This is a genomic window from Hymenobacter rubidus (assembly GCF_016734815.1).
Lineage (GTDB): Bacteria > Bacteroidota > Bacteroidia > Cytophagales > Hymenobacteraceae > Hymenobacter > Hymenobacter rubidus.
The window spans coordinates 75404-96405 of the sequence record NZ_JAERQF010000021.1 but is presented as its reverse complement, the minus strand read 5'-3'; the positions used below and the strand labels follow the sequence as shown (position 1 = coordinate 96405).

Annotated in this window: 20 protein-coding genes; 14 read left to right on the top strand and 6 right to left on the bottom strand. The window is 58.0% G+C overall.

The annotated features are described in order from the left end of the window. From JKL48_RS14765 to JKL48_RS14755, 3 genes are all read right to left on the bottom strand, one after another. Positions 1-1932 (bottom strand): hypothetical protein (locus JKL48_RS14765; protein ID WP_201983783.1); only part of this gene is annotated, 1932 nt, incomplete at its 3' end. A 160-nt stretch (positions 1933-2092) separates the two neighbouring features. Next, positions 2093-3127: a tRNA 2-selenouridine(34) synthase MnmH gene (mnmH, locus tag JKL48_RS14760; RefSeq protein WP_201983782.1), complete on the bottom strand. Its 1035-nt coding sequence runs from the start codon at positions 3125-3127 to the stop codon at positions 2093-2095. A 142-nt stretch (positions 3128-3269) separates the two neighbouring features. Next, entirely contained in the window at positions 3270-3986 is a 717-nt protein-coding gene (locus JKL48_RS14755; RefSeq protein WP_201983781.1) for a pyridoxine 5'-phosphate synthase, read from the bottom strand. 234 nt (positions 3987-4220) lie between these two features. On the opposite strand from JKL48_RS14755, the gene JKL48_RS14750 reads away from it, so the two are divergent. From JKL48_RS14750 to JKL48_RS14685, 14 genes are all read left to right on the top strand, one after another. Continuing rightward, a complete protein-coding gene (locus JKL48_RS14750) occupies positions 4221-4682 on the top strand; it encodes a GatB/YqeY domain-containing protein (RefSeq protein ID WP_201983779.1) in 462 nt (153 codons plus the stop codon). A 54-nt stretch (positions 4683-4736) separates the two neighbouring features. After that, positions 4737-5297 carry a CvpA family protein gene (locus JKL48_RS14745; protein WP_236668815.1) on the top strand — a complete coding sequence of 187 codons (561 nt, stop codon included), beginning with the start codon at positions 4737-4739 and terminating at the stop codon, positions 5295-5297. A 137-nt stretch (positions 5298-5434) separates the two neighbouring features. After that, on the top strand, positions 5435-6028 hold the full coding sequence (locus JKL48_RS14740; protein ID WP_201983777.1) for an anthranilate synthase component II: 594 nt from the start codon (positions 5435-5437) through the stop codon (positions 6026-6028). 92 nt (positions 6029-6120) lie between these two features. Further along, positions 6121-6903: an alpha/beta fold hydrolase gene (locus JKL48_RS14735; protein ID WP_201983775.1), complete on the top strand. Its 783-nt coding sequence runs from the start codon at positions 6121-6123 to the stop codon at positions 6901-6903. A gap of 137 nt (positions 6904-7040) precedes the next feature. Further along, the gene (locus tag JKL48_RS14730) at positions 7041-7715 is read left to right on the top strand and encodes a CBS domain-containing protein (protein WP_201983774.1); all 675 of its coding nucleotides are present in this window, start codon (positions 7041-7043) and stop codon (positions 7713-7715) included. A gap of 33 nt (positions 7716-7748) precedes the next feature. Continuing rightward, positions 7749-9182 (top strand): BamA/TamA family outer membrane protein, encoded by a 1434-nt coding sequence (locus tag JKL48_RS14725; RefSeq protein WP_317191944.1) that lies wholly within the window; start codon positions 7749-7751, stop codon positions 9180-9182. Between the two features lie 78 nt (positions 9183-9260). Then, positions 9261-10154, top strand: coding sequence for an NAD kinase (locus JKL48_RS14720; protein WP_201983760.1), 894 nt, complete (start codon positions 9261-9263; stop codon positions 10152-10154). A gap of 138 nt (positions 10155-10292) precedes the next feature. After that, the gene (locus tag JKL48_RS14715; protein ID WP_201983757.1) at positions 10293-11213 is read left to right on the top strand and encodes a DUF6089 family protein; all 921 of its coding nucleotides are present in this window, start codon (positions 10293-10295) and stop codon (positions 11211-11213) included. A 51-nt stretch (positions 11214-11264) separates the two neighbouring features. Further along, a complete protein-coding gene (gene porG, locus JKL48_RS14710; protein ID WP_201983755.1) occupies positions 11265-12017 on the top strand; it encodes a type IX secretion system protein PorG in 753 nt (250 codons plus the stop codon). A gap of 130 nt (positions 12018-12147) precedes the next feature. Next, positions 12148-12894, top strand: a complete 747-nt coding sequence (locus JKL48_RS14705; RefSeq protein WP_201983753.1) for an isoprenyl transferase — start codon at positions 12148-12150, stop codon at positions 12892-12894. A 9-nt stretch (positions 12895-12903) separates the two neighbouring features. Further along, complete coding sequence (gene bamA, locus JKL48_RS14700) at positions 12904-15423, top strand: outer membrane protein assembly factor BamA (protein WP_201983751.1); 2520 nt, start codon at positions 12904-12906, stop codon at positions 15421-15423. Between the two features lie 37 nt (positions 15424-15460). Beyond that, positions 15461-16138 (top strand): OmpH family outer membrane protein, encoded by a 678-nt coding sequence (locus JKL48_RS14695; protein ID WP_201983750.1) that lies wholly within the window; start codon positions 15461-15463, stop codon positions 16136-16138. A 50-nt stretch (positions 16139-16188) separates the two neighbouring features. After that, positions 16189-16827: an OmpH family outer membrane protein gene (locus JKL48_RS14690; RefSeq protein ID WP_317191943.1), complete on the top strand. Its 639-nt coding sequence runs from the start codon at positions 16189-16191 to the stop codon at positions 16825-16827. Between the two features lie 81 nt (positions 16828-16908). Beyond that, on the top strand, positions 16909-17958 hold the full coding sequence (locus JKL48_RS14685; protein ID WP_201983746.1) for an RluA family pseudouridine synthase: 1050 nt from the start codon (positions 16909-16911) through the stop codon (positions 17956-17958). Between the two features lie 62 nt (positions 17959-18020). Here JKL48_RS14685 and JKL48_RS14680 read toward each other — a convergent pair whose 3' ends face one another. From JKL48_RS14680 to JKL48_RS14670, 3 genes are read right to left on the bottom strand one after another with little or no spacing between them, the layout of a single operon-like run. Beyond that, entirely contained in the window at positions 18021-19658 is a 1638-nt protein-coding gene (locus tag JKL48_RS14680) for a tetratricopeptide repeat protein (RefSeq protein ID WP_201983744.1), read from the bottom strand. 54 nt (positions 19659-19712) lie between these two features. Next, the gene (locus tag JKL48_RS14675) at positions 19713-20708 is read right to left on the bottom strand and encodes a PstS family phosphate ABC transporter substrate-binding protein (protein ID WP_201983741.1); all 996 of its coding nucleotides are present in this window, start codon (positions 20706-20708) and stop codon (positions 19713-19715) included. After that, positions 20701-20973 (bottom strand): hypothetical protein, encoded by a 273-nt coding sequence (locus JKL48_RS14670; protein WP_201983739.1) that lies wholly within the window; start codon positions 20971-20973, stop codon positions 20701-20703. Before JKL48_RS14670 ends, JKL48_RS14675 begins: the two co-directional genes overlap by 8 nt. Positions 20974-21002 lie beyond the last annotated feature (29 nt).

The window sequence follows — 21002 nt, the reverse complement described above, 5'->3', positions numbered from 1 at the left end:
GAAGTCCGTGTTGACAGGGACCGCCACGGGCGTGCTGAGGGTGAAGGACGTGTAGCCGGTGCCCGCTACATCGGCAGTTGTGATGACGTAGTTGGGCGAGCGGCCGAGCACGGCGCCGGTGGTGGGGTTGAGCACGACGGCGTAGACGGTTTTACCCACGCTGCTGGAGGCACCAGTGCCAGCTTCTACCAAGAAAGCGCGCACCTGCGTGACGTTGAGCGATGTGCCGCTGGCTTTGTAGCGGTTTAAGAAGGCCACGTCGCCCAACGTGGCAGAAGGCGGATAGCCTACCGACGAGGAGGGAACCGTCGAATCAGCATAAGAGTAAGTAGAGGTGTTAACGGCCTGGCTAACGCTCACCGAGTTGTTGGCGCTATTGCCGTCACCGGTTACAGCCACCGCCACCGTTACCGTATTCGTGCCCGTGGCGGTAGCCACGTATGGCGCAAACGTAACGGTAGTAGAAGCTCCCACTGCCAGTGAGGCCACCGTCTGCGTGTTGGTGAAGGTATTGGCACCCGTCACGTTCAACGTTACCGAAATCCCCGTCAGGGCACTCGTCCCGTCATTGGTCACCAATGCACTCACGGCATGCGGCAGACCTTGCGGAGTTGGAATTTTCGTGAGCGTGTATACCTGCCTTACGCCGGCATCAATGGGCGTAGGAGTAGTTGCGCAAATGCCAAACTGACCTGCGGCTGTGCCAGGGTAAGTGAAAACCCGAACGTAAAGCGTTGTGCCCGGGGTCCGGCCTGTGACGGTCACACTCGAGAATTCGTTGTTGGGCGCAGCAATGGCGTCATTGCAACCGATTTCGGTGAGGGTACTGCATGTGCCGGAGTAGATGATTAAGCCGGTATCGTCCACTGACGAGCCCGTAATGGCACTGGTAGTGACCGTGACCGTACCGTTGGTTGGCACCACCACCGTGTACCACAAGTCGTTGCCGATGGGCAGAGTGGGCGCGAAGCAGCCTGCGGAGGTGAGCGCCGGAGCGCCCGTCGAAGCGGTGGCCAAGCCGTTGTTAACAGTCACGTTGGTGCAGGAACCGGCCACCGTCAGGGCAATGGCGCCAGCACAGTCGTCGTTAGCCGGCAGCGTCACAGTGCCAGGGGCGAAGCGATACGTGCGGCCGGCGTCGGGCGGTGCGGCATTGCGGAAGTTGTGGGTCGAGCCAGGGTAAGTCCCTGTGATGAAAGTGGTGGTGGTCCAGGCGCCGGCACCGGTGGTTTTGCTGGCCAGCACGTCCTGGCCCGCCCCACTGCCCGAACCTTTGATGCCCACATTGGGGAAACGGCTCACCGCCGTGGCAGTCGAGGGGGTGGCGGTGCCGTAAACGAATTCAATGTTGTTGGTCGTTTCGTAAAGCTTGGCCTGAAAGCTGAAATTGAGGTACTGCTTATTGGACGGGGAGGCGTCCGATTTGTCGCTCACGTTCTTCCACTGAATGGTACACACCCGGTTGGGCGCGGTGCCGGTGGTGGCCACCCGGTACTCGGGGGTACCCGTGCCGGGCTCCAAATCGAAGTTGAACGGCATTATCAGGTTGACGTTTGCGGGGTCGGTGCTGGGCAACGGGTCCACATTGGTGCAGCCCACCACATTGCAGATAAACAGGTTCGCAGCCGACGGGGCCGTGCTTCCCAGCTTAATCATGCCGTTTGTGCTCAGCACGAACTGCGTGAAGGCGGTTCCGTTGTAGGTGAAGGTGAAACCAATGCCTTGCGCTGCCGAATTGGCGTCGTCGTTGTTGGCCGTGGCGATGGCCGTACCGGTCGTGCCGAGGTCCGTGTACGTGCCAGCCACGTTCACGGCAGTGGACGGGGCGTAGCCCAGCTGTTGGGCTTGTGCCGCAAACGGCAGCAGGGGCAGCAACGCCACGGGCAGCCACCGACCGGCTCGTTTCAGCCGGGTTTGTAGTGTTTTCAACATGGGTGAGGGAAAAAATTGGGAAATAAGAAGCAGGGAAATGGGGTGATTGACAAACTAAAGATAATGGCCGGATGCTTACAGCGAAGCAAGCGGCAGGACCAGCAGCCACAGGCAGTGAAAAAATGCAAATAGGCACCTGCCCAGCCTACCGCACTTTCTACTACTTGGGAGCCAGGGGGCCGGGAGTTTGCTGTAAAAAAACGGCATTCTGCACCGGGTCGCAGTCAGCTACTGATACGAAGGTACAGGCCGGCTCATTGGGGCGCTGCGCCAAACCGTAGGTGTACGTTTTGTCATAATAGTCGAGCACCAACTCTACCATTTGAGTAAAGTCGCCGGCTTCGATGGCGGCCAGCGCCTGCTGGGTAGCCAGGCCGCCCAGGCGCTTGTGCAGCCGCTCGATGGCACCGGCCAGCTCGGCGGGGTTTTCGGCGCCGTACTCGGCAGCTAGTTTGGCCACGCGGGCGGCGCGGGGCACCTCCAGCACCCAGCGCGGGGCCGCGCGCAACTGCGCAAACAGCGCCGGTGGAATGGTAAGGCGGCCAATTTGCCGGCTTTCGTCCTCCACCCAAACGGGCGCATCGGCAGGCAGCACGGCCAGGGCGGCGGCCAGGTTATTTTCAAACTGTTCCTGCGTGGGCTGGGCCGGCTGGCCAATCGCACCGAATGCCGAGCCCTTGTGGTGGGCCAGGCCTTCCAAATCCAACACCGGCTGCCCGTGGGGCTCGGCGGCTAAGGCGTGCAATACATCGGTCTTGCCGCTGCCCGTGAGGCCGCCCAGCACGCGCCACTGCCGGGGCTGCTCAAACGATGCCAGCACCGCCCGGCGATAATCCTTGTAGCCCTTATCGAGCAGGTGCACCTTGAAGCCCGCCAGTTCCAACAGCCAGAGCACGGCCCCGCTGCGCATGCCGCCGCGCCAGCAATGCAGCCGCACTTCCTTGCCGGGGGCCAGCTTTTTGGCCTGTTTCACCATGGTCGACATTTTGGGTCCGAAAAATTCCAGCCCCAGATGCACGGCTTTCTCCTGGCTAACCTGTTTATACGTTGTGCCAATGCGGGCCCGTTCTTCGTCGGTAAACAGCGGCAGGTTGAGCGCACCCGGCACATGTCCCTGCGCAAACTCAATGGGCGCCCGCACATCGAGAATGGGGTAGGGCAGGGCCTGAAATTCGGCGAGGGGGTGGCGGGGCATGAAAAAGTTGTTACTGGGAAATAGTAAATAAGCCCGTCCTGCTGAGCGCAGCCGAAGCATCTCTACTGCGCAAGTAAATGAATTACTGTTGCACGCGAGATGCTTCGGCTGCGCTCAGCAGGACGTTCGAGAAAACGCCCGATTACGCTTTCAATTGCCGCAAATAGAGCTGCACAGTGTTTTCCAGGCCCAGATACAGGGCGTCGCACACCAGCGCGTGGCCGATGCTGACTTCGGCCAGCTCCGGCAGCTGCTGGTGCAGCCAGGCCAGGTTGTCGAGGTCGAGGTCGTGGCCGGCGTTCACGCCCAGGCCCAACTGGCCGGCGCGGGCGGCGGTGGCGCGGTAGGGCGCTACCGCCGCTTCGCGGTCGGCGAAGTAGTGGCGGGCGTAAGCTTCGGTGTAAAGTTCGATGCGGTCGGTGCCAGTAGCTGCGGCGGCTTCGACCAAGTGTACGTCGGGGTCGAGGAAAATGCTGACCCGGCACCCGATAGACTTCAAATTGGCTACTACTTCGCGCAGGAACTGCTGGTGCGTAACCACGTCCCAGCCCGCATTGGAAGTAATGGCGTCGGGGGCGTCGGGCACCAGCGTCACCTGCTCGGGGCGTACTTCGCGGCACAGGTCCAGGAAGTCGGGGGTGGGGTTGCCTTCCACGTTCAGCTCAGTGGTCACAAGGGCTTTCAAGTCGCGCACGTCCTGGTAGCGGATGTGGCGCTCGTCGGGTCGGGGGTGCACCGTGATGCCTTCGGCCCCAAACCGCTCGATGTCGCGGGCCGCTTGCAGAATATCGGGGCGGTTGTGGCCCCGGGCGTTGCGCAGGGTAGCCAGTTTGTTGATGTTAACGCTGAGCTTGGTCATTTTTTAGGACAGGCGGATATGGGGTAGGCGGGCAGGAGTTGCCGGGCAAGGCTGTCATCCTGAGTGCAGCGAAGGACCTTATCGCGCCTGTACTGGTTATGTTACGGAAAGCAGCTCCATTGTGACAAGGTCCTTCGCTGCACTCAGGATGACAGTCGGGGCCGTAGCTTCGGGGCGAAATTACGCCTTCCTCCAACTCCTACCCGCCTACCCCCATACCCTAAATAACTTCCCATGCTCAAAGACACCATCGACGCTGCCATCAAACAAGCCATGCTGGCCAAAGACAAAGTGCGTCTCACTGCCCTGCGCAGCATCAAATCGCAGATTATGCTGGCCGAAACCGCCGAGGGCGCCCACGGCGCGGCCCTCACGCGCGAGGCCGAGCTCAAGCTGCTCAACAAGGCCGCCAAGCAGCGCCGCGATGCCGCCGCCATCTACAAAGAGCAATTCCGCTCCGACCTCGAAGCCAACGAACTGGCCGAACTCGCCATCATCGAAGATTTTCTGCCCGCCCAGCTTTCCGAAGCCGACTTGGTGGAGAAGCTGGTGCACATCATTCAGCGCGTGGGCGCCCAGGGCCCTTCTGACCTCGGCAAGGTAATGGGCGTGGCCGCCCGCGAGCTTTCCGGCCAGGCCGACGGCAAGCGCATCTCCGACGTAATCGGCCATTTGCTCAACAACACGAACCTGTAAACCAATGAGGAATGCAGAACGATGCATGAAGAATTGTCATTAGGGTAATTCTTCATGCCTCATTCTTCGTTCCTCATTAAAAACATGACTGCCCTCGATATTCTGCTGCTCTTGCCGCTTGGCATTGGCGCCGTGAAGGGCTACCGGCGCGGCTTGGTGCTGGAAGTGGTGTCGTTGCTGGCGTTTGTGCTAGCCGTGGTGGGCGGATTGAGCTTGCTGTCGGCGGCCGTGCCGCTGGTGCGGCACTACGTGGGCGATGCTTTCGGCATGCTCCCGCTGGTGTCGTTCGCACTGGTTTTCGTGGCCATTATGTGGGGCGTGCACCTGCTCGGCGGCCTGCTCAAAACGGCTGTGCACCTCACGCCGTTGGGCGTACTCGATAATTTGCTCGGCGGGGCCGCCGGGGTATTGAAATGGATACTGGGCCTGAGCCTGTTGCTGCACGGCACCGGGCTGGCCGGACTGCACTTGCTTTCGCCCGGCTTGGTGGCTGGCTCGCAGGTGCTGCCCATTGTGCAGCTGGCCACGCCTATGGCCCTGCAAATCACCGGCTACGTGCTGCCTTTTGCCCAGGATTTGCTGGTGCGCATCAAGGCCGCGTTTATGAAGGGGTGAAGCTAAAAGCACGTCATGCAGCGCGCAGCGAAGCATCTCGTGTGCCGAAGTAATCCACTTGATTAGTGGTAGACGGCAAGATGCTTCGCTGCGCGCTGCATGACGTTCTCGGTTATTTTTCTCTTCCAGTTCCAGCTATGCGCCTGCTGCTGCTCGATAATTTCGACTCGTTCACCTTCACCCTGGCCGACTACCTGCGTCAGCTGGGGGCCGAAGTGGTGGTGCGGCGCAATGACGTGGCGTTGGCCGAACTCCAGGTCGCGGCTTTCGACGGCATGGTGCTGTCGCCCGGTCCCGGCAGCCCCGCCCAGGCCGGCATAATGCCCGCTCTGATTCGACAGTACTACCGGGAGAAACCCATGCTGGGCGTGTGCCTGGGCCACCAGGCGCTGGGCGAGTTCTTCGGCGGCGGGGTGGTGCGGGCGGCGCGGCCCATGCATGGCAAGGTCACCGAAATGCGTTGTGACCCCACCGAGCCGCTTTTTGCCGGCCTTCCGGCCACGCAGTTGGTCACCCGCTACCACTCGCTCATTCTCCGCGAGCCTTTGCCGCCCGAGCTGGTGCCGCTGGCCCATACCACCGGCCCCGGTCCCGAGCTGATGGCGCTCCGCCACCGCACCCTGCCGCTCTACGGCGTCCAGTTCCATCCCGAAGCCTTGCTGACCCCGCACGGACTGGCAATTTTGGCCAATTGGCTTCGTTGTTGTATCATTGCCAAAACCGCTTCTTAATGGTTGTGGGTTGCTGGCGGTCGGTTGATGAGTGGCATTCCTAAACATTCCGCAACGGCCTGCAATTCACCGCCTGCAACCGACAACGACACATGGAACTGCGCCGCCAACACCAGCAAGGGTACGAGTACGTAGACGAAGGCCAGGGCCCGGTGCTGCTGCTGCTGCACGGCCTGTTCGGCGCGCTCAGCAATTGGCAGGACGTAGTGGACGAGTTTTCGGCCGATTACCGGGTCATTATTCCGCTGCTGCCCGTCTACGACATGCCCCTCACGCAAGCGGGCGTGCCCGGCTTGGTTACCTATGTCGAAGGCTTTGTCACGGCGCTCCGGCTGCCCCCGGCTTTCACCGTGCTGGGCAACTCGCTGGGCGGCCACATTGCGCTGGTGTACACCCTTAAGAATGCCGGCCGTGTCAGCCGCCTGGTCCTCACCGGCAGCAGTGGCCTGTTCGAAGACAGCATGGGCGGCTCCTTTCCCAAGCGCGGCAACTACGCCTACGTGCAGGAACGAGTCGGCTACACATTTTACGACCCCAAAGTAGCCACGCAGGAATTGGTGGACGAGGTGTTTAACATCACCAATTCCAACGCCAAGTGCCTGCGCATCATTGCCATTGCGCGCTCGGCCCAGCGCCACAATCTCAGCAAGGAATTGGGGAAAATTACCGTGCCCACGCTGCTGGTCTGGGGCCTGAACGATACCATCACGCCTCCCCCCGTGGCCCACGAGTTTGCCCGGCTGCTGCCCCACGCCGAGCTGCGGTTCCTCGACCACTGCGGCCACGCGCCCATGATGGAGCGCCCCGCGGGCTTCAATGGCTACCTGCGTCGGTTTTTGCGTATTACCGAGGCCACGCCAGCCGTTGCCGCCTAAACAGCCGATATCATTTGGCCGGCCCGATTGTTGTTCACTGTTCTATCACCTCACCCGGTGCTGTTTTATTTTATTTCTTCCAGCAAATTCTTCCACCAAATTCCGCCGTTATACTCCATCATTAAGTAATTAAGCATATGCCCGCCCTGCTCGCCGAAGACTTACTCAATGAAATGATTCCGCCCCTGAAAGGCACCGATTCAGCGGGCAAAGCGGCGCGCTGGCTCGATGAGTTTCACGTGGCCCAGTTGCCCGTGCTCAACAATAGGCAGTACCGCGGCCTCGTCACCGAAGCCGACCTGGCCGACTTCGACGACCCCGAAACGCTGCTTTCAGAGCTTCCGCTGGGCTATACCGAAGCCTACGTGCGCCCCGACCAGCACTTCTACCGCGTGATGGAGCTGGCTATCGAAAACAAGATTCAATTGGTGCCCGTGGTGGACGAGCGCCACGAGTACGCCGGCGTCGTCACCATTGCCGATGCACTGGCTGCTTTTGGGCAGCAGCCGGCCGGTGGGCAGGGCGGCATCATCGTCCTCACCATGGAGGAGCGCGACTATTCGCTCACCCAAATCAGCCGCTACGTGGAGGAAAACAACGCCAAAATCATGAGTGCGCTCGTGGCGCAGGACGAAATCGACCCCTACCGCATCCGCCTCACCTTGAAGCTGAACACGGACAACCTGTCCCGTATTACGGCCACGCTGGAGCGGTTTGGTTTCGTCGTAACGGCCCAGTTTAGCGGCACCGCCGTCGCCAGCGAAGACGAGCAGGAGCGCTACGATGCCCTGCTGCGGTACCTGAGTGTATAAAAGCGGGTGTTAGGGATTCTACTTGCCTTGCGGGTGCTATTGGCCAGCGCATGGGTTGGCCAGGCGCCCACCGATACGCTGCCGCGCCACCTCCGCCCCGTGGTGGCTCCTTCCGACACGCTTGTGCGCGTAGTGGCCTGCCCCGGCGTGGAGCGGGCAGCCGTTGGCACCATTCTGTTTGTGGGCAACGCCGTGACCAAAGAGCGTATCCTGCGGGCCGAATTGGATTTTCACGAAGGCGATACCCTTTCCCTCGCCGACCTTCCTGCCCGCCTCGAAGCCAACCGCCGCCGCATGTTCAACCTGCAGCTATTTCACGCCGTGGTGGTGCAGTCCAGTTGCGAAAGTAGCGGGCGCCTGCTCATTGTGTTTGGCGTGCAGGAGCGGTGGTACACTTTTCCCGTGCCCATCCTTTCGCTGGCCGACCGCAATTTGCGCTCCTGGCTCGACCGCTCCGACCGCTGGCGCCGCGTCGATTATGGCCTGCATGTGGTCCGGAATAACTTTCGGGGCCGCAACGAGCAGCTTATCGGCAACCTCCAATTGGGCTTCAACCGCAAATACGAGCTGTTCTACGAAGCGCCCGGCCTGGGGCGCTACCGCCGCCTAGGCTTTGGCGTAGGCGGGTCTTTCTACCAAAGCCATTCGCTGGACTATATTACCCTGGCCGACCGCCTCAAGCCCTTCCGTGCCGACGAGGAATTTCCGATTCAGCGGTTCTACACCACGGCCGGGCTACGCTTCCGCCACACCGTTCAGTTTCTCACGGCCGTTGACGTGTCCTATCACCGCGAGCAGATTAGCGACTCCGTTAATTATTATAACCCCGCCTATTTCCTGGGCCGCACCACCCGCGAGTTCCTCGATTTCTCCCTCACCAGCACCCGCAACCAGCGCAACACATTTGCTTACCCCCTCACCGGCCACTACGCCCAGGCCCAGCTCACGCACCGCGTTTTCCTGGACGGCAACACCCCCAGCCTCACTACGCTGCACCTGAGCTACGCCCGTTATTTAGCGCTAGGGCGAAAATTTTATTACAGCATCGGCCTCAATGGCCAGACCCGGCTCACGCGTGGCCAGGCCTATGCTGATTCCCGGGCGTTGGGCTACAACGACCTCGTGCGGGGCTACGACGAGTACGTTGTCGACGGCCGTCATTACGGCCTGGTGCAGCAAGGCGTTTCCTATTCACTGCTCCGCCCGCAGGCCATTCGCCTCGCCGCCATCGACAATCCCAAAATCAATACCGTACCGCTCGCACTCTACCTCAATATCTTTGCCGATGCCGGCTATGTGGTAGCCCCCCACCCGTTGCCCCAAAATAAGCTTCCCAATCAATTGCTCAGCGCCGTAGGTCTCGGCCTGCACCTCGTCACGTACTACGACCGGGTGTTTACGGCAGAATACACGCTCAACGGATTAGGCCAAACCGGCTATTTCTTTCGAGCCGAATTCCCTATTTGACGGCCCCCGCACTGCCCCCTGATTGTTTAATTGTTGCGTAATCGCACATTTTGCTCCGCATACTGCTTCCCTGTCCGCATGAAAATCGCCATTCTCGGCAAGCCCTTCGACGATGAGGCGGCCCCGGCCATTCAGGCCCTGCTCGACGACCTGGCCGCTCGCCGGGCCGAAGTGCGCATCGGCGAAGCCTTTCGCACCTTCCTCGACAACCGCCTGCGCCTGCCCGAGGGCACCACCGAGTTCCGGCGCGGCGACTCCCTGCGCGGCGTCCAATACGTGCTCAGCATCGGCGGCGACGGCACCCTGCTCGACACTGTTACCTACGTCGGCAGCCTCCAAATTCCCATTCTCGGCATTCATACCGGCCGCCTGGGCTTCTTGGCCACCGTCACCCCCGACCGCATCACCCAAGCCATCGATGCCCTCTACAAAGGCCATTTCACCATCGAAGACCGCAGCCTGATTCGTGTCGATACCGACCCCGACGTTTTCGGCAGCCTCAATTTTGGCCTCAACGAATTCAGCGTCCTCAAGCGCGATACTTCATCCATGATTGTTGTGCACACCTATATCGATGGCGAATACCTGAATTCTTATTGGGCCGACGGCTTGGTAGTGGCCACGCCCACGGGCTCCACAGGCTATTCGCTCAGCTGCGGTGGCCCGGTAATGCTTCCCCAGACAAACAATTTTATTATTGCTCCCGTATGTCCCCACAATCTGAATGTGCGTCCATTGGTGGTGTCCGACCAAAGCGTCATTTCCTTCGAGATAGAAGGCCGTAGCACCAGCTACATGCTTTCGCTCGATTCCCGCTCGCTACCCGTCGATGCTTCCGTCCAGATTGCCGTTCGCCGCGAAACTTTCTATGCTCGGCTCGTAAAACTCAATCACGTTAACTTCCTCAGTACCTTGCGCAGTAAACTAAATTGGGGTCTGGACCGTCGCAATCCGGCGGGAATTCAGATATAACAGTTAAAGTTTTTCTCTTAAAAGATTTGCCAAAATTTTTTTAGTTCCCAATAACGCCTACTTTTGTCTTCGTCTGAAACTGCGCATTTCCTGCACTGGCTTCACCACTTACCATCGCATCATCATACTCGTTGCCTTATGAAAAATATTTTCACGTATTCTACGGCCTTTGTGCTCGGCCTGGCCCTAATGGCTACGCCGGAAGCAGATGCCCAACAGTTCAGCAAGCGGAAGCAATATAATTCCGTGGGTTTCAGCCTGAACGCCATGAACTATTTCGGTGACGTAACGCCAACGACCAGCTTCACCAGCTTGCGTCCTGGCGCTACCCGTGCCGGCGCTGGCGTATCAATTACCCGCCGCTTCTTCCCTCGTGTTTCGGGCCGCTTCGGCCTGATGTACGGCCGCATCTCCGGCGATGACGCCTTGGCAGCTGATGCGAACGACCCGAATGGCCGTTTTCGAAACAACCGCAACATGAACTTCCGGAATGACCTGTTCGAAGCTTCCGGTGTTGTGATTGTCGACCTTATCGAAAACCGCAACAACTACCTCAAGCGTCCGGACTTTGTGCCGTATGTATTTGCTGGCGTAGCGGGTTTCTACAACAACCCGAAAGGCGAAGTTCGTGGTGCATCACCAGCTTCGGGGCTAACCAATGGGCAATTTATTGACCTTCAGCCCTTGAAAACGGAAGGTCAGGCTACTGCTTACAGCAAGACGCAAATTTCCATCCCCTTTGGTGGTGGCATTCGCTACCGCATCAACCGAAACTTTGACGCTAGCTTAGAAATTGGCTGGCGCAAGACCTTCACCGACTACATCGACGACGTAGGCGGCAAATATGCCCCTGTATCTTCTTTGGCCCCTGGTGCAGCAACTTATTTTGGCCACGACATCACCAAGAGCTTACTCGAAGGCAAGGGGGGATACCCCGGCTTCACGAATGCAGGCGAACAGCGCGGTGATGCCGGCAATAAAACCGACTGGTACATCGTTACGGGCGTAACGCTGAACTACATCTTGACGCCAAAAATCAAGAACCCGAAATTCCGCTAGCCAGCGGCCACTGGCTGAGCCATCCACATTTCAGCAGCCAGTTTAGTCTAGATGATAAATTCAAGTTTTTACCGCGCACTCCTCGTTTGCAGCTTGCAGGCGGGGAGTGCGTTTTTTTGCGCAACTGCCAACGCCCAGAACACCAGCGAGCTGGGCATTGGCATTGGAGCTACCAATTACCGGGGAGAAATTTCGCCTGAGTTCCAATTGCAAAACAGCCGCCCGGCTTTCACGGCCTTTTACCGCAAGGACGTCTCGGTACCCATCACGTTGCGCGCCGCTGTTATGGCCGGCTTTCTGCGGGCCGATGATGGGAACGTAAACGGAGTGAATGGAAGCGTGCCTCCGCTTCAGGCCTACCGGCAAGCCAATACCAAGGGCAGTGTGGCAGAGGCGTCAGGGGCAGTGGAGTACAATTTCATGGACTACCACTATCGAACCGATAAAGTGCATTTTACGCCTTATCTATTTGCCGGCTTGGCCGTGTTTTATGCCAACACGACTACTGTGAGCAATAACAATGCGCTACAGTCTTTTAATCGCAAGGGCAGCATACTGGAAATATCCATTCCGGCCGGCACGGGTTTAAAATATGCCTTGTCAGAGCACATTAATCTGGGGTTGGAAGTTGGAGTCCGCAAAACATTTACCGACGAGCTTGACCATCTTTCCGACCAAGACCCGTTGCTGGTGAACCCAAACGACAAAGATTGGTACTATTATAGTGGCGTTAGCCTGTCGTACACTTTCTTCAAAATACGGTGCCCTGACTTGTACAAGAAGAACGTTAAGCTGCTAAAATAGCAGCTTGGGTATAAAAAGTTGGATGTGGTGGAAGGCAGAGTGCTGGCCAGCGGCAGGGGCTTGAACGGTGTTTGGGTGCTAAATGCAACCATTTCCGTAACTTGCGACCTCTTTTAGAGAAACCGTAAGGATGACCGGCAACGCCGAAATAGATACTCAGAATATTCCCGCCCATGTGGCTGTTATCATGGACGGTAACGGACGCTGGGCCAAGCAGCGGGGCGGACTGCGCGTGTTCGGGCATCAGAGTGCCATCACGGCAGTGCGCGAAACCGTGGAGGTCGCCGCCGAGCTGGGGGTGCAGTACCTGACGCTGTACGCGTTTTCGACCGAAAATTGGAACCGGCCCGCGCTAGAGGTGATGGCGCTGATGCAGTTGCTGGTACATACCATCAGGCAGGAGACGGCCACGCTGCTTAAAAACAGCATTCGGCTGGAGGCTATCGGCGACATCAGCACCCTGCCGAAAAACTGCCAGCGCGAGCTGGCCGAAGCCCAGGAGCTAACCAAGGAGGGCAACCGCATGACGCTGGTGCTGGCCCTGAGCTACAGCGGCCGCTGGGACTTGACCCAGGCCGCGAAGCGCTTAGCGGCCGACGTGGCCAGCGGCCAGCTCCAACCCGCCGATGTGAAAGAAACTACGGTGGCAAGCTACCTGGCTACGGCGGGAATGCCCGACCCTGAACTGCTGATACGGACCAGTGGCGAACAGCGCATCAGTAACTTTTTGTTGTGGCAACTGGCTTATACCGAGCTATATATTACCGATTTGCTGTGGCCGGATTTTCGGAAGCAGCATTTCCGGGAGGCCATTCGGGCTTACCAGCGCCGCGAGCGGCGATTTGGCAAAACCAGTGAGCAAATCACTGTATCTTAACTCTTTGTAATGCTTATTGTGCGTAGTTTATTTGTAAGGTGTGTCCTGGTTTTAGCGGTGCTTGGTGGCTTGGTAAGCCGGCCAGCGCAAGCGCAACAGGCCGTTTCCGGCGGAGCCGATGAGCCCAAGAAGTACGAGTTGGGTGGCATTACCGTGAGCGGCGCTCGCTACCTCGACCCCAATACCCTCATCAGCCTGACGGGCCTGCGGGTAGGCGACCCTATTATGGTGCCGGGCGAAGAAATTGGCAAATCCATTCGCAAACTGTGGGCCCAAGGCATTTTGGGTGACGTGAGCGTGACCATTGCCCGTACGGAAGGCAACAAAATTTTTCTGGACTATAACCTGAAGGAACGCCCTCGCTTGTCGAAATTTACCTTCACGGGCATTCGTAAAGGCCAGACGGAAGACCTGACCAAGAAAATTTCCCTGATTCGGGGCAAGGTGGTGACCGATGCATTGGTAAACAACACGCGGACCCAGGTGCGTAAGTTCTTTGTGAACAAAGGCTACCTAGATGCCAAAGTGAATATTGTGCAGGTAGCCGATTCGGCTTTGGCCAATAGTGTGGCCGTGCGCATCGATGTGGACAAAGGCTCCAAAATCCGCATTCACGACATTGCCTTTGAAGGCAACAAGGCCTTCACAGACCGTAAACTCAAAGGTAAACTGAAAAAAACCAAGGAGCGCAAGCCGTATAAATTCCTGACTGCGGGTAAGTTCCAGCGCAGTGAGTACGAAGAGGACAAGAAGAAACTCGTGGAGTTTTACAACGGCGAAGGCTACCGTGATGCTGCCGTTGTGAGCGATACCTTAATTCGGGATGACCAAGGCTTGGCGCTGCGCATTAAGATAGACGAAGGGCGAAAATACTATTTCCGCCACATTACCTGGAGCGGCAACTACCTCTACGACGACAAAACATTGGCTAATGTGCTGGGTATTAAATCTGGCAGCCCATATAGCAAAGAAACCCTGGATAAGCGCCTGAACTACAATCCTACCGGGCAGGATATATCATCGCTGTACCTGAACGATGGGTACCTGTTTTTTACCATCGACCCCGTCGAAACCAAGGTTGAAGGCGATTCCATCGACATCGAGATGCGCTTGAACGAGGGTGTGCAGGCGCACATCAAGGACATCAACATTGCGGGCAATACCAAAACCAGCGACCACGTGCTGCGCCGCACCCTGCGCACGCTGCCCGGCGACAAGTTCAACCGCGAACTGCTCATTCGCTCACAGCGTGAAATTGCCACGCTGGGCTACTTCGACCCGGAAAAAATCGGCATCAACCCCGTGCCAAACCAAGCCGATGGTACCGTGGACATCAACTACACGGTAGTTGAGAAACCTTCGGACCAGGTGACGCTTTCAGGTGGATGGGGCGGCTATGCCGGCTTTATCGGCACGGTGGGCCTGGTATTTAATAACTTCTCGCTGCGCAAAGCCGGGACGTTGCGCAACTGGACGCCCGTGCCGGCCGGTGATGGGCAGCGCCTGGCCCTGAACGTGCAGGCCAACGGCGTGCAGTACCAGGCTTATTCGTTGTCATTTACCGAGCCATGGCTGGGCGGACGGCGGCCCAATTCGTTCTCCTTCAGCTTAAACCACAGCGTGCAGCGCACTGGCGCGGCCCTGGATGCTTCCAACGACCAGTTTATTAAGGTGAACAGTGCCACGGTGGGCCTGGGCCGCCAGCTGCGGGTGCCAGATGACTACTTTACGCTTAGCAACTCCCTGTCGTATAGCCAGTACCAGACGCAGAACTACGCGGTTATTGCAGGTGCCGCTACGGGGGTGTTCAACAACATCACCCTGAACACTACGCTGGCCCGCAACAGTATTGACAACCCGACTTACACGCGCCGGGGCTCTTCGCTGAGCCTGAGCGTGAACCTGACGCCGCCATACTCGCTGCTGAACCCCGACCACCCCAGCAACAACCAGTGGATAGAATTCCACAAGTGGATTTTCGATGCTTCGTGGTTTACGCCCATCGTGGGCAAGCTGGTGCTGAACACGCGTGCCCACTTTGGCTACCTGGGCAGCTACAACTCCAACCGCGAAATTGGTCCGTTTGAGCGCTTTAAAATGGGCGGCGCCGGCCTGGGCTATAACGGCGGCGGCAACTTCCTGGTGGGCACCGACTACGTAGGCCTGCGCGGCTACGACGACCCCGGCGCCACCTTCGCCATCCCCACGGCCCAGGCCAACCAGGCCGGCGGCATTGCCTTCAACAAGTACGTGCTGGAGATGCGCTACCCGGTGAGCCTGAATCCGGCCGCCACGGTGTACGTGCTGGCCTTTGCCGAAGCCGGCAATGCCTTTGATTCCTACACCAATTACAACCCCTACAAGCTGTACCGCTCGGCTGGCGTTGGCGCCCGCATTTTCATGTCGGCCTTTGGCTTGCTGGGGTTTGACTTTGGCCACGGCTTCGACCAGGTGATTCCCAGCGTGAACAACGCCGGTGCCCGCGACCCGAACCACTTCCACTTCATCATTGGCCAGCAGATTCGCTAGCCGGGCACTAGCGGGCAACATTTCACGTTTCCTCGGTATGAAGAATTTTGGTGGCCTGCTGCTGGCCTTGTTGTTGCTGATGGGGGCATCGGGTGCCCGCGCTCAAAAGTTTGGGTGGGTCGATTCGGAGTTCATCATGAACAAGATGCCCGAATACGCCAAGGCCCAACTGGAGCTGAGCACACTGTCGGACACGTGGCAGAAGGAAATCGAGGCGCAACAAAAGGACCTCGACAAGCTCTACCACAACTACACGGCTGAGGAAGTGGTGCTGACTGAGGCCATGAAGAAGAAGCGGCAGGACGAAATCCTGAAAAAGGAGAAGGACATCAAGGAGTACCGCAACCGGCAGTTTGGCTACGAAGGCCAGCTTTTCAAAAAGCGCCAGGAGCTTAATAAGCCGGTGCAGGACAAAGTATTTGAGGCTGTGGAAAAGGTGGCTAAGAAAAAACAGCTAGCCGTGGTGTTCGATAAGTCGGGCGACGCCACCATGCTGTATACCAATCCGGCGCACGATTACACGGAATTTGTGCTCGAAGAACTGGGTTTGGGTGCGGAGGACCGCAACCAGCCCGGCCCCAAAGGCCCGCTGAAAACCGTGGCCCCGCCCAAAACGCCGGTCGACCCTAACTTCGAGTCCGACTCGGGGACGCCGGAGCCGGCCCCAGGCACCAAGGCTGCGGCCAAGCCAGTGCGCTCCACCAAAAAGAAGTAATTACCTTTGCCCCAACATTTTTCTGACCCTTTTTCTTTTTGATGAATCTCGTGAAAATTTTTCGTCTGACGCTCGCCGCCGCTCTGCTGACCGCCGGAACCCTGGCTGCCACTTCCGCGCAGGCCCAGGCCCCCCTGAAAATTGGTTATACCGACGTACAGTACGTGCTGGCTCAGATGCCCGAGAGCAAGCAGATTGAGTCGGACCTGAAGGCTTACAACACGCAGCTGGAAGCGCAGCTGAAAAGCAAGTACGCCGACTACCAGGCCAAAGGCGAAGCCTACCAGAAAGGCGAAGCGACCATGACGGACGTAGTGAAAGCCGACAAGCAAAAAGAACTGCAAACGCTTCAGCAGTCTATTCAGGAGTTCCAGCAGAGCGCCCAGCAGTCGTTGCAGCAGAAGCAGCAGACGCTGCTGAAGCCGGCCCTCGACAAGCTCCAGAAGAACATCGACCTGGTAGCCGATGAGAATGGCTTCACCTACGTGTTCAACTCCGATGGCGGTGGCAGCCCGTTGCTGCTACACGCCCCCAAAGAGGGCGATATTTCGGACCTGGTGCTGAAGAAAATGGGCATCACGCCCGGCGCTGCTGCACCCATCAAGTCGGGCCCAACTTCGGCTCCCACAACAACGCCGGCAGTGAACAAAGCCGCGACGCCGACCAAGACCAAAATCAAAACCAAGTAATGCCTGAATGGCCGCTGCTGCGACCAGGAAAAGCCGGAGCCTCCGCTTCGGCTTTTTTCATGCCGTGTTGTGTAGAATCCAATGGAAAACGAGCTGGACGATGAATTGCTGGGCATAGGGCCCGATGAGGAAGGGGATGAGCTATATGAACACCACCGCATTGTGGTGGACCGCGGCCAGGAACTGCTGCGCATCGATAAATTCCTGCACAACCGGCTGCGCAATACGTCGCGCAACAAGGTGCAGGAAGCCATTCGGGCCTCGGCCGTAGAGGTGAACAATGAGCCAGTAAAACCCAACTACCGCGTCAAGCCGCAGGATGTCATCACCATCACGCTGCCCGAGCCGCCCCGCGAGGGCAAGGTGGTACCAGAAGAGATGCCGCTGGATATTCGCTACGAAGACGCCGAATTGCTCATCGTGAATAAGCCCGCGGGCTTGGTCGTGCACCCGGCTTATGGCCACTGGCAGGGCACGCTGGTGAACGGGCTGGCGTTCCACCTCGCCAACCTGCCCACGGGCCGCAATGGCGAGATTCGGCCCGGCTTGGTTCATCGCATCGATAAGGACACTTCCGGGTTGCTGGTCATTGGCAAAACGGAGTTCGCCATGACGCATCTGTCGAACCAGTTTTTTCACCATACCATTCAGCGCAGCTACCTGGCGCTGGTATGGGGCACGCCGCCTGGCCCTACGGGCACTATAACGGGCCATATAGGCCGTAGTGTGCGCGACCGCAAGGTGCAAGCCGTCTACCCCGGTGGCGAGCAAGGCAAGCCCGCTGTGACGCATTATGAGGTGTTGGAAAGCTTCGGCCCCGTCACGCTCGTACGTTGTGTGCTTGAGACGGGGCGTACCCACCAGATTCGGGCCCATATGCAACACATTGGCCACCCCTTATTCTCGGATGCTACCTATGGCGGCGACCGCATTCGGGTGGGCCAGAATACCGGTACCTATCGCGCCTTTGTCGAGAATGCGTTTCAATTGATGCCCCGGCAGGCCCTCCATGCCCGCTCACTAGGCTTCGTACATCCCACTTCGGGGCAGCAACTGTTCTTTGAAGCCGAGCTTCCTGAGGATTTTACCTCGGTACTCGAAAAATGGCGCAACTGGGCACAGAATGCTTAAGCAAGCGCACAAAAAAAGCCCCGATGTCTTCACATCGGGGCTTTTTACGTTCACACAACGCGTTATTTCTTTTTAACGGTCGTAGTGGTGGTTTTCTTCGTGGTAGTGGTTTTGGCCGGCGTCTTGAGGATTTTGATGTTATCCTCAGCTCCTTTGTTGGTTGGGTCAGCCGCCAGCACTTGCTCAAAATAGCGAATGGCAGCAGGTTTGTCACCCGCCGTAGCACTGTAAATACCCAACTGGCCGTTGGCTTCAATCACGCCAGCCTTGAACTTTGCGGGGTCAGCCCCCTCGGCTTTCGACAACTCGATGTACTTCTCGTAGTAAGGCTTAGCCAAACCCTTTTTACCTTCGGGGTCCAGGCTGTTATTTACCTGAGCCCGTGCCAGGTAGCCTGGCGCGTACGTGGGCTTGGCCGTGAGGATGATGTTGTACACGCTATCAGCGCGGGTGTATTGCTTGTCGCCAGTTAAGGCAGTTGCCAAGCGGAACTGGTCGGTGAGGTCACCTTTGCAGTTTTTGAGCTTGTAGCTATACACGTTAGCAGCGCTCTTGTAGTCCTTCTTGTTGGCGTAAATGGTTGCCAAGTCATTCTGGAAGTCGCAAGCTTTCGAAGGGTCTTTGGCAATGATTTTACCAATCATGGCAACGGCCTCGTCACCTTTGCCCGTCTTGCTCATGATTTTGGCCGAGTAGGCATAGTCCTCCGAAATGATTTTATCGGCAGGAGCTATTTTCATGTAATTGTCCATCGCAGCCCCTGCGCCAGCAAAATCGCCGGTTTCGTACAGCAGATAGGGCTTCAGGCGGTTCATGGTGAGGTTTTTGGGGTCGCTGGCCAATACCTTATTTACCTCAACTAATGCTTCTGGGTACTTCTTGGTGAGGTACAGGAACGAAGCATACTGTGCAGTCGTGGCCGAAGAATTTTCAGCTAAATCCTGATACTTCTTGAAGTTCTGCAGAGCCAGGTCATATTGACCGGCATAGTAGTACATATCGGCCAGCTCCCGGTAGGCCGGTGCGTAGCTGGGGTCAAGCTCCACGGCCTTGTTCAGGCTTTCGCGGGCAGCGTTGAAGTTGCGCGAACGCACGTTCAAAGCGCCTTTCTTATAATAAGCCTGAGCAAAGCTGGGGTTGGCGGCTACGGCTTGGTCATAGCTGTTCATGGCTTCGCCACCGCCCTGGTCCGTGAGCAGGAATACATCGCCGCGGGCCACCATCAGGGCTGGGTCTACTTTGCCTTTGTTGGCTGTTTGGGCCGCCGTGAGGTAAGTCTGCGCTTTGCTGATGTCTTTCACGTCCGACTCGCCGTAGGCTTGCGCAATCATCGTGAGCACCTTGGGGTCTTTGCTTTTGGTTGCTTTGGCAGCAGCTTCAAACTGTGCTTCGGCAGGCCCCGTCTGTCCTTTAGCCAGTAGCGCACGGCCGGCAGCTACCTGGCCGAAAGGGGTAGCGCCAGCGGCCTTGTTAAAGAAAAAAGCCGCCGAATCCGGCATGTCACGCATCTGGTACAGACGCCCCAGCTCAAATGCAGCCTCGGGCGTGGAGCCAGGACGTAGAGCCGCACGAGCGGCGTTGTAACGGCCCAACTCGATGTCGCGCTGGGCAGTTTGAATGTTTTGGGCGGTGGCCGCCGTAGTGCCTGCTACCATTACGAAGGCGGCGAGCAGCGGCTGTTTCCAGGGCTTGAAACTCATGGGATGGGGAAATGGATGAAAAAGCAATGAAAATGAGGTACGCGGGAAATGCGGTTACAGTTTAGGCGTAACCATGATGCGGGCTTGCATCTGGGCAGGTAACAAGCCCGATTTCTGGAAAATCAGCTGTCCGTTCTTCCCAGCTACGAAGGATGCAAACCCCGTGCCCAACCCGGCCCGGGCTTCCCGGTTAATCACGTAAAGGTTGCGCCGAAGCGGGTAGTTCTGCAACTCGGGGTGCTCAGCCATCTGCTCCGGTGTCTTCTCAGCCAAATACACCTGATAGGGCTGGATGTAGTCGTTCGGCTTGGGGTTGGGGCGCGATGTAATGCTGGCCACGCGCACCTTGTTGGCAAATTTCATCGCGGCGGGGTCGTCCCGGTCCGAAATCCAGTTCACGCCTACTACACCAATGGCGTTGGGATGCGTGGCTACATAGTCGATTAGTGCCGGATTCGAAGTAGCCGCAAATACGCGGGTAGTGAGGGCCGCGCCGCGCGTCACCGAGTCGCGCACGAAGCGGGCGGTGCTGCTGCGGTTGGCATCAAACACCACATTGATATCGGTGAGGCTTTTTTTGCCGCTTATCTGAGTCCACTTACTGGTTTTGCCCGTGAAGATGTCGGCCAGCTGTGCCACGGTCAGCAGCGAATCCGGGTTGTTCCGATTGAGCACGATGGCCAGCCCATCGATGCCAATGCGCGTCGTTGTCGGCACAATGGTCTGCTTCGCGAAATCGGCCTTTTCCTCGGCGTTCAACTCCCGCGACACCACCGCCAGCTTCACCTTGTCGTTGATAAGGTCTAGCATCACCTTTTCTTCGGGCTGGAAGCTCATCTTCACATGAGCATTGGGGTACAGCTTCGCAAACGTATCTATCTGGGCCTGAAGAATGGGGGCGAAGGTTTCGTCCACGCTAACGGCTACCGTGCCGCTGGTGGGCGTGTCCTGAGCGCCCGGCGAGCCCGGACCGTTGCAGGAAACCACCGCTAGCGCGCTGGCCAGCACCACGGCAGCACCAGTAGTTAGAAGTTGAACAGGCTTAATCATGGTCGTCCACAGTAGGTTTAGTACGGAAATGGGTTTGGTAACCCCGGCCAAACCGCAGCAGGCCGTAGAGAATGAAAACCGAGCCCAGCACACGCCGCGCCGTAGGCCCCAATTGAATAATGCCGCCGCCCGAAGCTGTATCAGCCGTGTACCAGAGCCAAATTCCCAGGCCCAGATACACCAGGGCCATCAGCAACACAAAGTAACGCACCAGTCGCTGAGGCGACTTACCAAGACGCTCCTCAGTAGTGGGAAGGTTGAGCATAAACGGATTACTGCAGAAATAGAGATGAT